Genomic DNA, 13,012 nt, shown 5'->3' on the forward strand with positions numbered 1-13,012 from the left:
CGAGTCAGCGTGGAATCCGCAATCACTTCAGCAGTTTTAGCTAAGCGGCTCAGTCTCTGTCGATATGCAAAAGGGCCAAGCGGCCCTTTTGTGCTGAAGCGCTCAACACTGCATATAGCGCAGTACGGATTCGCAGATCACCTGCTTATGTCGCTGTTTGACTTCATCCGCCGATAGGTCGATCTGAAAGATCGAGCCGAAGGTATGTCGATTCGAGACCCGGTAAAAGCAGAACGAGCTGATCAACATGTGGATATCCAGTGGGTTCAAGCCACTCCGAAAAATTCCTTGCGCTTCACCGCGCCGAAGAATGTCGTCAATCGCTTGCAGCACCGAATTGTTCAGCGAGGGAATCAGCTCGGACTGCATCACGTGCTGGCCGTAATGAATGTTCTCGATGCTGACGATACGCACAAAATCAACATTCCGATCATGGTGGTCGAAGGTGAACTCGACCAGTCGGCTAATCGCCTCGCTGGGCGCCAATTCGTCCAGGTGCAGTTTGCCTTCGGTATTGCGGATATCGCCGTAGAGTTTCTCCAGAACCGCCAAGTAGAGAAGTTCCTTGCTGGCGAAATAGTAGTAGATCATCCGTTTTGAGGTTTGCGTGCGCTCTGCGATCGAATCCACCCGCGCGCCGGAAAGCCCCAACTGGACGAACTCGGCAATCGCAGCCTGGAGAATACTCTCGCGGGTTTTCTCCGGATTGTTTTTGCGCCCTTTGCGCGGCGCCTCGGCGACCGCTTCATCGAGGGTAACGGCAGAATTGCTCATAGCAGGCTCACCGACATATAAAAAGTGCGCGGATTATCGTCCGCGCGGCACAACGAAGAAAGGCTGAGCGCCTCCATGACCGCGCGCCAGCCTGATAAACCGTCAACACGCGTGACCTGATAACTACTCGCGTACATGCGCCTATAACTGCACGCGCTTGCCTGCACCGCTGCGCGCTTTGGCCATGGCCGCCAGCCGCACTGCAACGTTGGCCGCGCCGTAGCCGACGTACCCATTCTTACGTTGGATGATTTCGAAGAAGAAGCGCTCTTCGAACGCCTCGGTATACACATGGAACAACTCGCCGCCTTGTGCGTCGCGGTCATACAGCACATTGAAATAGGCTAACTCGCTCAAGAACTCGTCATCGAAATCAAAGCGCGCAGCAAGGTCGTCATAGTAGTTGAGTGGTATATCCAGCAACGGCACTCCCGCCTCCTTGGCCCGTGCGACTTCCTTGAAGATGTCGGCGCACGAAAAGGCGATATGGTGGACGCCCGAGCCCCGGTAGCTGGATAACGCATGGGCAATTGCCGTATTGCGATTCTCCGAGATGTTCAGCGGCAAACGTACCGAGCTGCAGCGGCTGCGTAACGCTCGGCTTTTCACCAGACCATAAGGGTCGGGCAGCACCACCTCGTCGTCGGCCTCAAAGTCCAGCAGGCTTTTGTAGAACAGTACCCAGCTGTCCAGAGCGTCGGCTGGCAGGGCCAACGCCATGTGGTCGATGCGCTCCAGCCCGCCCGTGACGGCGGCGCTCGCATCGAGGCTGAAGTCGGTGTCGTAGATGCTCTGCCCCTCGCTACCTGGGTCGACCAGGTAGATCAGGCTGCCATCCGGCGCACGCATTGCCGGAATCTCCCGCTCATTCGGCCCAACCAGGCCACGATACGGCTGCCCGCGGTAGTCGCAGGCCCGCTGCAAGGCCGATGCTCCGTCTTTGACCCGCAATGCGGTCGCGCACAGCGAGGGGCCATGCGCTTCATAGAAGCTGTGGGCGAAGGAATAGGGTTCGGCGTTGAGAACAATATTGATATCGCCCTGACGCAACAGACTGACAGCCTTCGAGCGATGCTGGCCGGCCCGGGCAAATCCCAGGCGTTCCAGCCAGCCGGACAGTTTGGCGCCTATGGCCTCGTCGACGGCAAACTCAAGGAATTCGACACCGTCGTAACGCCCTGCCGGTGGCGGCGCGAAGAGGATATCCAGGTTGGCTGGCGACGTATCTTTCTCCAGCACCTTGCGGGTCTTTTCTTCCAGATACAGCAACGAGCGCAAGCCATCGGCGGCATTCGCCCGTGGCGGTGCAGCGCGGAAACCATCGTTGAACACCTCCAGTGACAACGGGCCGCTATAACCGGTGCGGATGATCGGCGCCAGGAAGCCGGCCAGATCGAACTCGCCCTGCCCCGGGAAACAGCGAAAATGCCGACTCCACTCCAGCACATCCATAGCCAGGATTGGCGCATCGGCCATTTGCACGAAGAAGATCTTCTCGCCGGGAATGTCCGCGATGGCACTGGGATCGCCTTTCAGCGACAAGGTATGGAAGCTGTCGAGAATCACGCCCAGTGCCGCATGATCGGCCTGACGCACCAGATTCCAGACCTGCTGATAGGTGTTGACGTGGCGCCCCCACGCAAGGGCCTCATAACCGATGCGCAAACCACGAGCGCCGGCATGCTCGGCGAGCAAACGCAGGTCGTCGACCAGAATCTCTTCATCACCCAGCGAGTCGGCGGCGACGTTGCTGCACACCAGCACCAGATCGGTGCCAAGCTCCTGCATCAGGTCGAACTTGCGCTCGGCACGGTCGATGTTGCGCGGCAGACGATCACGGCGGCAGCCTTCAAAATCACGAAATGGCTGGAACAAGGTAATGGTAATGCCCAGGTCCGCGCACATCTTGCGGATATCGCGCGGGCTACCGTCGTAGTAGAGCAAGTCGTTTTCGAAGATCTCCACGCCATCAAAACCGGCGGCGGCAATCGCTTCGAGTTTTTCCGGCAGGGTACCGCTCAACGAAACGGTGGCAATTGAACGCTGCATACTTCAGCTCCTGGTTATTGGCGCCGGCTCTGCGCGCAGCGGCACGTGGGGGTGCGCTTGGTAATGTGGCAACGAGCCAATGGCGTGGCTCGATCAGCACGTCACGCGAGGAACCAAGCGCAGATCAGGGTGAAATGATTATTGGCGTGTCGACTCTGCAGGGCAAACCAAAGTGTACGAACTAGTTAGTTTTGTGTTCGATTATCGAACGCAAGACCTGTCAGCGAATTGACGATAAGCCGATCACTGCGCACCATCACTACACATTGCAGGCAACCACTGCGTGACCGCGCGTCACCTGCCTCTGCCACCTGGCGTGCTGCAATCAAACCCGTCCACCCCAACGTCACGCCATAACAATTTCAAGAATCGGGTACACGCACATGATCACATTCAACGCTTTATCAGCCTGCTCGCACCATTCCAGCGCCCGTCTTGCCCGTGCGGCCAGAAGCACTGCCGCTGGCGCCGCCCCTCATGCCTGCCTCCGACGACAGTTCAGCCAAGGCTGATCAGCCGCTTAGCGCTATCGAAAATCAACCGCCGCCGCGTGCCAACCAGCATTTGGCCGATGGTTGCCGGCTTTCAGGCCCCGCAAACCTCGTTGCGTCAACACCGGTCACTCATGATCGGCGCCAACACAACAGCTACCGCGATCACGCAGCGATCACGCGCTGCACAGCAGTAGCGTCGACGGGCAACTGAGAGCAGTCCTAGTCCCGCCTGGCGGTCAACTCCACCGGGCACAGAACGGATGGCTGCACGAACATGATCCACTCCCAAAGCACTCACACCGCCCCTGCACCACACCTCGGCAACGGCGGCATTGGCGACAAAATCCGCGGCGCCATGGCGGTCGGTAAAACCCGCTGGGGCATGCTCGCCCTGGTGTTCTTTGCCACCACCTTGAACTATATAGACCGTGCGGCACTCGGCGTCATGCAGCCTATTCTGGCCAAAGAGATGGGCTGGACGGCGATGGATTACGCCAACATCAACTTCTGGTTCCAGGTCGGCTACGCTGTCGGCTTTCTGTTGCAAGGGCGCTTCATCGACAGGGTTGGCGTAAAACGCGCGTTCTTCCTCGCCGTTTTGCTGTGGAGCCTGGCAACCGGCGCTCATGGCCTGGCCACCTCCGCGGTCGGCTTCATGCTCTGTCGCTTCATCCTCGGTTTGACCGAAGCCGCCAACTACCCCGCCTGCGTCAAAACCACGCGCATCTGGTTCCCCGCCGGCGAACGGGCGATCGCCACCGGTATTTTCAATGCCGGCACCAACGTCGGCGCCATGCTGACGCCAGCGCTGTTGCCGTTGATTCTCGCAGTCTGGGGCTGGCAAGCAGCGTTCCTCGGCATGGCCGCGCTGGGCCTGGTCTGGCTGCTGTTTTGGGCGTTGAAATACTACAACCCGGAGGAGCACCCGAACGTCAAACAGAGCGAGCTGGATTACATCCAACAAGAAGCCGAGCCCGAGCCCACCAAGGTTGCCCTGTCGCGCATCCTGCGCATGCGCGGCACCTGGGCATTCGCCCTCGCCTACTCGATTACCGCGCCGGTGTTCTGGTTTTACCTGTACTGGTTGCCGCCGTTCCTCAACCAGCAATACGACCTCGGCATCAGCGTCACCCAGATGGGTATTCCACTGATTCTGATCTGGCTGACTGCCGACTTCGGCAGTATCGGCGGCGGCATTCTCTCCTCCTGGCTGATCGGCCGTGGCGTGCGCGCGACCACTGCCCGTCTGGCGTCCATGCTGGTGTTCGCCTGCACCATCGTCAGCGTGATCTTCGCCGCGAACGCCAGCGGCTTATGGGTTGCGGTGCTGGCCATCTCGCTGGCAGTCGGCGCGCACCAGGCCTGGACCGCGAACATCTGGAGCCTGGTCATGGATTACACGCCCAAGCACATGATGAGCACGGTATTCGGCTTCGGCGGCATGTGCGCCGCTGTTGGCGGCATGTTCATGACGCAGATCGTCGGCTACGTGCTGACCGTTACCAACAATAACTACGCCGTACTGTTCACCATGATTCCGGCCATGTACTTCATCGCCCTGGTCTGGTTGTTTTTCATGGCGCCACGCAAGATCGAAACGGTCGACGCGCAGGCGTAATCGACTGGCAGAAAAAAGCCCATCCTGGTGATGGGCTGTTTTCTGGCTGAGTATCGGCCAACGACAGGTTATTCAAGCGCCGCGATTCTGCCAGGCCGCCGCTAAACCGCTGAGACAAATCACCAGGATACCGAGCAGCGCCAACGTACCCGGCGTGTGCGAAAACACCACAAAGCCCAGCAGCCCGGCGAAGACAATCTGCCCGTAACCGAATGGTGCCAGCAACGCCGGTGGGGCATGGCGAAAGGCCTGGGTCAGGAACAGGTGGGCGCACATGCCACAGCCGCCCAGCGCCAGCATCAACACGCCATGGCTCAGATTCGGCAGCTGCCAGAAGAATGGCACCAGCGCGCTCATCGCCAGGGTATTGAACAACCCGGCAAAGAAGTTGCTGGTGGTCGCACTGTCGATTTCGCTGAGTTTGCGCGTGAGCAATTGATAAAAGCTGAAGCACAAGGCCGAACCGAACGGCAGCAATACCGCTGGGGTGAACAGTTCGCCACCTGGGTGGACGATGATCAGCACACCGACGAAGCCGGCCAATACCGCAATCCATTGACCGCGACTGACAGACTCGCCCAGCAGTGGCAGCGACAGCGCAGTGACCAATAACGGCGTGAGAAAGTTGACTGCGGTGGCTTCCGCCAGCGGAATGAACAACAGCCCGGTGGTGAACAGCAGACTGGTGCCCAACAGACACAGCGCGCGCAGCACCTGTAACCCCGGCCGCTTGCTGCGCAACACGCGCAAGCCCGACTGCGGCAGGAAAATCCCCGCCATCAGCACGGTGTGCACCAGATAACGCGCCCACACCACCATGATCACCGGGTAGAAACCCGACAAGTATTTTGACAGTGCATCGTGGCTGGCAAACAGAAAGGTCGCCAAGACCACCAATAAAATGCCTTTGAGCGGCTGGCTGGCACCGGATAACGTCGAGTTGGCTGTACTCATCGGTTTCTCATGGGCAGGCAAAACAGCAATTAAACTAATAAATAGGCGGCTAACTATGCGCGGCGCAGTCTACCCCCGCTCGCTTAAGCGCACCAGCGCAGTATAGAACCGAGTTCCATCCCTCATCGCGGCGCAGGTGTTCGGCGCAACCACCTGCACATCGGGCCGGCTGTCTGGCTCAGAGCAAACCGAGCAGATTGCGGGTTTTATCCAACGCCATCTGTGCCCGCTGCAACGCAGTGACGCCCTGCTCTAGCAACTGCCGCGTCGGAATTTCCAGGCTCAAGGGAATGTCGGCCGGCAAGCCCCGCAACAGCCCCAACAGGTCACAATCGCCGTCGCCTGGAAAGCGCCGTTCATTGCGCGCCTGGCGCAGTATTTCGTCCATATCGCTCGGCCGCGGCCCCGCCACATCGCACAGCTGCGCATAACGCAGGCGCGCCGGCGGTAATGCGATCAGGTCGTCAAGGTGCGAAGCGGAACGGTCGAAGTGGAACGCATCGACCAACACGCACCCGTTGGTGCAATTAGCCGCGGCCACAATACGGGCGGCCTGCACGAGGTTGCGCGCATCGGTCCAGGGCATGAACTCCAGGTGTGGATGCAGGCCATAGGGCGCCGCCAACTCGCAGAGCGCGGCAAAGTTATCGGTCAGGCGCGCTTCGTCGGCATCGTTACCGGCGACCAGCAGTTCGCTCGCACCAAAGTCCGCGCCCACGGCGAGCACCGCGTCAAAATCAATCACCCGGGTCTGCGGTTTCAGCCGCAAGATTTCCACATCGAGCACTGCAACACCGCTATCGCGCAAACGCTGCTGGGTGCGTCGGCGTAGGTCGGCATCGGCCACCAAGGGGAAATGCTGCTCCTCGGGCGTCGCCGGTATCAGGCGCAGGCCGACGTGGCTGTAGCCGGCACGCGCAGCGACTTCCACCATCTCCGGCGGCGACAATTCGAGGACCGTCAGGGCGGCAAGGGAAAGGCTTCGTTCACTCATAATCATCACTTCGCAGCGTTATAGATCGCCCGATTGGGCATATTCAAACGGTTCTCAGATAACCTCAGGCGCACAGGCGCGGCCGCTCTCCGCCGCCTTGCGGATGGCCTCGATCAACGCCAGCGTACGCCCGGCATCGGCGGCGCTGACCAGCGGCGCAACTGCGCCACGGGCCACCTGCAGGAAATGCTGCAATTGGCGCCGCAACGCCTCCTCATGGGGGTACGTCTCCTGCACGTGCAGCAGCGGCTGGTGCCAACCCGCGCCCGACTCGGCATAGTGCCAACGCTTGAGTTGCGGAATGCTCAAAGCGCCCCGGGTGCCGGCCAGCAGGTAGCACGGCTGGTCGGCCTGATTCGGGTAAATCGGGTTTTCGCCCGAGTCCAGCTCCCAGCTCCAGGGCGCGGCTACTGCATCAGAACCGGTCAAACTGCCGAGCGCGCCATTGTCGAATTGCAGCAGCACCGCCGCGCTGTCTTCATTGGCAAAACCGCGCACGCTGTTGCTGGTAAAGGCCTGCACCTGACGAACCTCGCCGCACAAGTGGCGCAGCAGGTCGAGGTCGTGGATCAGGTTGGTCAGCAACATGCCCGCACCGGCTTCGCGGCGCCAGGGAATGTCGAAATAGCTGTCCGGCTTCTGCACTTGCCATAACGCAGTGACGCTGGTCAGCCGCCCTAGCGCGCCGCTGCTGAGCAACTCATGGGCACGCGCGATCAACGGATTGTGCCGTCGATGATGGCCAACCAACACCGGCACAGCGCTGGCGGTTGACGCCGCAACCAACTCACGCACCTCATCCAGGTGCACTCCCACGGGTTTTTCCAGCAGCACCGGCACCCCGGCGGCGATGCACGCCAGCGCCGTGCTGACATGCAAGCTGTTGGGGTTGGCGACGATCACCGCCTCAGGCTTGCTCTGCTCCAGCATCTGCTGGTGATCGGTGAAATACGGCACGCCGCATGCGGCGGCGAACTCGGCCGCCTGCAGCCCTGGATCGCAGACGGCGCATAACGTGGCGTCGTCGAGCGTGCGCAGGTGGTGGTAATGCTGACGGCCCATGACGCCGGCGCCGATCAGGGCAATACGCAGAGGTTGATTCACAGCAGCGGTCCTCCTTTGGTGTTCAGGCGTGATGCATTCAGGTGATGAAACCAGGTTCCGAAATCAATCTATTGGATAATTTAGAACTCGGTTCTATTTTTATGCAAGAAAAAATAGACGGCCGACTGCCGGCCGCCGAAACGGCGACAGGCCACGCATACACAGGACAAGGACAGACTAAGGCGCAGAACGCACGCCAGGCGAAAGCCTGGAGGCTAGGCAAGCCGCGGGGTTGCCCCCGCGCTATTCAGACGAACAATTCGGAGGCCAAACTGGCGGCCGACAACTCTTGCGCGGCGCTCAACAGCAGCGGCGCAAGCGCATGCATGCGCTCCAGCGGCAGGCGCGCGCTGGGGCCGGCCACACTGAGCACGCCAATCGCGCGCGCTTCTTGCGGGTGCTGGACCACGGCGGCAATTGCCGAGGTGCCCACCGAGGCGCTTTCCACGACCCAGGCATAACCCTGCTGCCGCGCCAACGCCAAGCGCGCCAGCAGCTCATCAGTGGAGCGTGGGGCATTGGGGCCGAATGCCACGGGGTCGGCAATCCCCTGTTGCTCAACCAACGCCAGCGCCTCGCTATCGCTGAGGCTGGCCAACCAGGCGTGCCCGGACGCGGTATAGAACAGCGGGGCATCGCGGCCCATGTCCGGGTCGTAACGCAACCCCGAGCGAGCCCCCTGGGATTTGGCAATCCAGGTCTGCCGCTCGCCGTCGATCACCCCAAGCCGCACCAGCTCACCGGTTTCCTGGGCCAGTCGATCGAGAATCGGCTGAACAATATCGGCGCCGCTGCTCGCCAGGTAGCGAAAGCCCAATGCAACCAATTTGGTCGACAGGCGATAACGGCTGGTTTGCGGATCCTGGCGCACGTAACCGAGGCGAATCAGCTCGGCGAGCATGCGGTGGGTGGCGCTTTTCGGGATGTCCAACTGCTCGGCCAGCGACTGCATGGGCAAGCCACGGGCGTCACTGGTGAGGCTCTCAAGCAGGCGCAAAGCGCGTTCTATCTGACTACCAGCCATGGGGCGGTTCCTGAGTAAATTTGCGCGATTCTAAAAGACATCCCGTGGACACGGAACCTGGAAGCGCTTCAGGGCGCATGCGCATCCGCCAAATGCCGCCGCCACACGGCCACACCGGAGACCCTAGCGCAAGCCTGCTCGGCGCGTGACGACTAATAGCTAGTAGCCCGACAGCGGTACGACCTTGATACTTCGAACCGATAATTTTAATGTACTAACCGGTTCGTTCTTGTTCGATTATCGAACAGAAGCGCCTTTAACGAATTGAAATGCCCAGGGGCCCGGCCCACTATTCCCAGCACGCATGAAGCGATGCGCCACTGTTGCCTACGTTGTCAGGCGCATAACGCTTCAGCACAACGAACCAATAAATATAAAAAGGTCGATTGTCATGTCACAGCCAATGCCAGCGTGTGCGTCTGCACACCACGTGGCCACCCCGGCGACTCACCGCGCGCAGCGCACGTCGCCTGCACAGGTGCCACGCCAGCCTGGCCGTATGCCTACGGCCGCCACCGCCGCCTCGCCATTGCTCATCGCATATCGCTGCGCCGCCGTCGTTTCTGCGGCGCTTGGTCGTGCACGGCAGACGTGCTGAGCCCTCTCGCCATGGTTGGCCTCTAACACCGCTGTTCCCCGCTGGAGCGATAGCATGAAAAAAACAGAAAAAATGCTGGTAGGCGAGCGCACCTTCAGCGTGCTGCTGGTGCTTTTCAGCCTGGCCGTGATGTACCTGGCTTATCAGATCGCCGGCTTTAGCTCGATCAACTCCGCTGGCGCATTTCCGCTCGGCGTCAGCCTGGTCATGCTGCTCTCCGCCGCAACGGTACTGCTCGATCTGCGCAAGAAGAGCGCACCGGACACCCAAGGCTGGTTCGATTCGCTCAAGCAGTTCACCGGCCAACATTTCCCCAAGCGCACCTTGATCTTCGCCGGCCTGGCGATTGCCTACCTCATGGCCATTCAGTGGATCAGCTTCTACCTCAGTACCTTCCTGTTTCTGGTGTTGTCCATGGTTTACCTGCGCAACGGGCGGATCGTCGGTGCACTGCTCACGGCTGGGTTGTTGGTCGTCTTGATCTACCTGCTGTTCACCCTGGCGTTCAGCGTCTATCTGCCTTAACAGGACTATCGAAATGAGCGAGACATTTGCCTACCTGTTCATGGCCTGGAGTGATCCGCAGCTGCTGATGCTGACGGCTCTGGGCACCTTCGCCGGCATCTACATCGGCGCGATCCCGGGCCTGTCGGTGACCATGGCGGTCTCCATCCTGGTGTCCTTCACCTTCGCCTGGGACGTCAATGACGCCCTGGCGCTGATCGTCGGCATCTTTATCGGCGGCGTCTACGGCGGCTCCCGCAGCGCCATCCTGCTGAACATCCCCGGCGCGCCCTCCTCGGTCGCCACCGCGTTCGACGGCTACCCGCTGGCCCAGCAAGGCGAAGCCGGCCGCGCCATCGGCCTGAGTACGGTGATGTCGGTGATCGGCGGCCTGATCGGCACCCTGGTGCTGGCCAGCGCCGCACCGGTGATCGGCGATCTGGCCCTGCGCTTTGCGCCACGCGACTACTTCCTGGTTGCCGCCATCGGTTTATTGCTGGTGGGCAGCCTGTCCGAAGGCTCGCTGGCCAAAGGCATTTTCGCCGCCGCCCTGGGCGCGGTGATCGGCATGGTCGGCATGGACCCGGTAACCGCCGAAGGGCGCTTCACCATGGGCCAAATCGACCTGATGGGCGGCATTCACTATGTCGTGCTGATGATCGGCCTGTTCGGTGTTGCCGAAGCCTTCTATCAACTGCACAACCTCGACAGCCCACCGGTGCGGCAGAAGGTCGACAAGATCATCCCGTCGCTGGCCATGGTGTTGAAGTTTCTGCCGCTGTCGATCCGCACCTCGTTGATTGGGGTGATCGTCGGTGTATTGCCCGGCGTGGGGGGCGACATCGCCGCGCTGATGGCCTACGACCATGCCAAGCGCACGGTGAAGAACCCAACCCAGCCATTCGGCCAAGGTGCCTATGAAGGCCTGGTCGCCCCGGAAACCGCCAACAGCGCGGCGGTCGGTGGCGCCTACGTGCCGATGCTGACCCTCGGCATGCCCGGCGATGCGGTCACCGCGGTGATCATCGGCGCCCTGGTAATCCATGGCCTCAACCCCGGCCCGATGCTGATGGTGGAGAACCCGCACATTTTCTGGTTCACCGTCGGCAACCTGGCCTTGGCCAACATCTTCCTGCTGATCTTCGGCCTGATGGGCATCAAGCTGTTCGCCAAACTGGTCGAAATACCCAAGGCCATGCTCATCCCGCTGATCCTCGTGCTGTGCGTAGTCGGCACCTACTCGATCAACAGCAGCATGACCGAAGTCTACTGGATGCTCGGCTTCGGTCTGCTCGGTTACCTGCTGAAGATATTCGGCTTCCAGATGGGCCCGATCATCCTCGGCGCCATCCTCGGTCCGCTGATGGACACCTCCTATCGCCAGGCCATGTCCTCGGCCGGCGACAACCCGCTTGAGCTGTTGGGCGGGCTGGTCAGCAGCCCACTGTCGCTGATCCTGGGCACCGCCCTGGTGTTGATCCTACTGAGCAACACGCCGCTGTTCGGCTGGCTGAAACGTAAACGCAAAGCGGCATCGTTGCACTCCTGAGTCACCTTGCAGCAAGGCATGCCCCGGCCCACGGGGACCAACAAAAACAACCAGATGGAGATTCTCCACATGCTTAAAACCCTATTCGCCAGCGTCGCCGTGTCCTTGAGCGCCCTGACCCTGGCTTTGCCTGCGCATGCCGATTACCCGGAGCGCAGCATCCAGGCGGTGATTCCCTGGGGCCCGGGCGGCGCCACCGACAACGTGATGCGCAGCCTGTCGCCCTACGTGGAAAAAGAGCTCGGCGGCAAAATGATCCTCAACAACCGCCCCGGCGGCACCGCCGTGATCGGCAGCAGTTATGTGCTGCAACAACGCCCGAATGGCTACACCGTGCTGCTCGGCGCGGAAAACCCGCAGCTGTACCCGGTATTGGGTGTGGCCAAGTTCGATTACAGCGACTTCTATCCGGTCAACATCATCGGCCAGAACGTCGTGGTGATCGCGGCGAATGCCGACAGCCCGTGGAACTCCATGGCCGAATTGCTCGCCGATGCCAAAGCCAACCCGGACACCCTGCGCATGGGCAGCACCGGCGCCGGCGGCCTGCCGAGCACCGTGCACGCGATGATCAATGCCGTGGGTGAACTGAAAGTGCGCGAAGTGACCTTCGGCGGCGACGGCCCTGGGATTACTGCCTTGATGGGCAAACACATCGACTTCATGCCGTTGAGCCTGGCAGCCGCCAAGGAAATGGTCCGCACCGGCAAACTCAAGGCCCTGGCCGTACTGGCCAGCGAGGAAGTGCCGGAACTGCCAGGTGTCGAGCCCATCACCACGGCCCTGCCGGACATCGCCGAGTACCTGCCATGGGGTCCGTTCTGGGGCGCCTTCGTGCACAAGGACACCCCGGATGACATCAAACAGAAACTCACCGACGCCTATGCCAAGGCCGTGGCCAACCCCGAGTTCCAGGGCTTTTTGAAAAATTACGGCGCGCAAAGCCTGAACCTCAACGGTGCCGAAGCCGAAGCCTTCCTTAGCCGCTGGCAGTCGGTCACCACCTGGTCGATGTACAAGGCCAAAGCCATCGAGATCTCCCCGGACTCGGTCGGCATCGCCAAGCCGTAAATCTAAAGCGGTCGGGCAAGCCACATCCCATGCGGCTTGCCCAACGCCAGCGATACACCGCAATAACGCCAAACACCGGTTAATCCCCTGCTTTTTTCAAGCATCCGCTCACGCGGAGGGGACTTTTCATGCCAACGATTTAACCAAGCAGAGGGATAACAACAATGACTCGTCTGAATAGAACCCGCCGTCCAGCCTTGCTTCCCAGCGCCATCGCCCTAGCGCTGGCCGCGGCCGCGGCCAGCCTGCCTTTGGCCAGCCACGCCGCCGGCTTCGTCG

General features: G+C 60.9%; 10 protein-coding genes. 4 read left to right on the forward strand and 6 right to left on the reverse strand.

What is annotated here, in order from left to right; all coding sequences use genetic code 11:
• Positions 1-102: 102 nt before the first annotated feature.
• Together B3M58_RS10930 and quiC are read right to left on the reverse strand one after the other, a co-directional pair.
• Positions 103-774 carry a TetR/AcrR family transcriptional regulator gene (locus tag B3M58_RS10930; RefSeq protein ID WP_296219076.1) on the reverse strand — a complete coding sequence of 224 codons (672 nt, stop codon included), beginning with the start codon at positions 772-774 and terminating at the stop codon, positions 103-105.
• 141 nt (positions 775-915) lie between these two features.
• The gene (gene quiC / locus B3M58_RS10935) at positions 916-2,823 is read right to left on the reverse strand and encodes a 3-dehydroshikimate dehydratase QuiC (protein ID WP_296219078.1); all 1,908 of its coding nucleotides are present in this window, start codon (positions 2,821-2,823) and stop codon (positions 916-918) included.
• Positions 2,824-3,591: 768 nt separating this feature from the next.
• Between quiC and B3M58_RS10940 the strand changes: the two genes are divergently transcribed.
• Entirely contained in the window at positions 3,592-4,935 is a 1,344-nt protein-coding gene (locus B3M58_RS10940; protein ID WP_296219079.1) for an MFS transporter, read from the forward strand.
• 72 nt (positions 4,936-5,007) lie between these two features.
• Here B3M58_RS10940 and B3M58_RS10945 read toward each other — a convergent pair whose 3' ends face one another.
• From B3M58_RS10945 to B3M58_RS10960, 4 genes are all read right to left on the reverse strand, one after another.
• The gene (locus tag B3M58_RS10945; protein WP_296219080.1) at positions 5,008-5,889 is read right to left on the reverse strand and encodes a DMT family transporter; all 882 of its coding nucleotides are present in this window, start codon (positions 5,887-5,889) and stop codon (positions 5,008-5,010) included.
• 178 nt (positions 5,890-6,067) lie between these two features.
• Positions 6,068-6,883, reverse strand: a complete 816-nt coding sequence (locus tag B3M58_RS10950) for a sugar phosphate isomerase/epimerase family protein (protein ID WP_296219082.1) — start codon at positions 6,881-6,883, stop codon at positions 6,068-6,070.
• Positions 6,884-6,937: 54 nt separating this feature from the next.
• On the reverse strand, positions 6,938-7,987 hold the full coding sequence (locus B3M58_RS10955; protein ID WP_296219083.1) for a Gfo/Idh/MocA family protein: 1,050 nt from the start codon (positions 7,985-7,987) through the stop codon (positions 6,938-6,940).
• A 247-nt stretch (positions 7,988-8,234) separates the two neighbouring features.
• Positions 8,235-9,011: an IclR family transcriptional regulator gene (locus tag B3M58_RS10960; RefSeq protein WP_296219084.1), complete on the reverse strand. Its 777-nt coding sequence runs from the start codon at positions 9,009-9,011 to the stop codon at positions 8,235-8,237.
• Between the two features lie 652 nt (positions 9,012-9,663).
• On the opposite strand from B3M58_RS10960, the gene B3M58_RS10965 reads away from it, so the two are divergent.
• The 3 genes from B3M58_RS10965 (at position 9,664) to B3M58_RS10975 (ending at position 12,733) form a co-directional block, all read left to right on the forward strand.
• Positions 9,664-10,134 (forward strand): tripartite tricarboxylate transporter TctB family protein, encoded by a 471-nt coding sequence (locus B3M58_RS10965; protein ID WP_296219086.1) that lies wholly within the window; start codon positions 9,664-9,666, stop codon positions 10,132-10,134.
• A 13-nt stretch (positions 10,135-10,147) separates the two neighbouring features.
• Positions 10,148-11,662 (forward strand): tripartite tricarboxylate transporter permease, encoded by a 1,515-nt coding sequence (locus B3M58_RS10970; protein ID WP_296219088.1) that lies wholly within the window; start codon positions 10,148-10,150, stop codon positions 11,660-11,662.
• A gap of 69 nt (positions 11,663-11,731) precedes the next feature.
• Positions 11,732-12,733, forward strand: a complete 1,002-nt coding sequence (locus tag B3M58_RS10975; RefSeq protein ID WP_296219089.1) for a tripartite tricarboxylate transporter substrate binding protein — start codon at positions 11,732-11,734, stop codon at positions 12,731-12,733.
• Positions 12,734-13,012 lie beyond the last annotated feature (279 nt).

The sequence above is a fragment of the Pseudomonas sp. UBA2684 genome (assembly GCA_002354655.1).
GTDB lineage: Bacteria > Pseudomonadota > Gammaproteobacteria > Pseudomonadales > Pseudomonadaceae > Aquipseudomonas.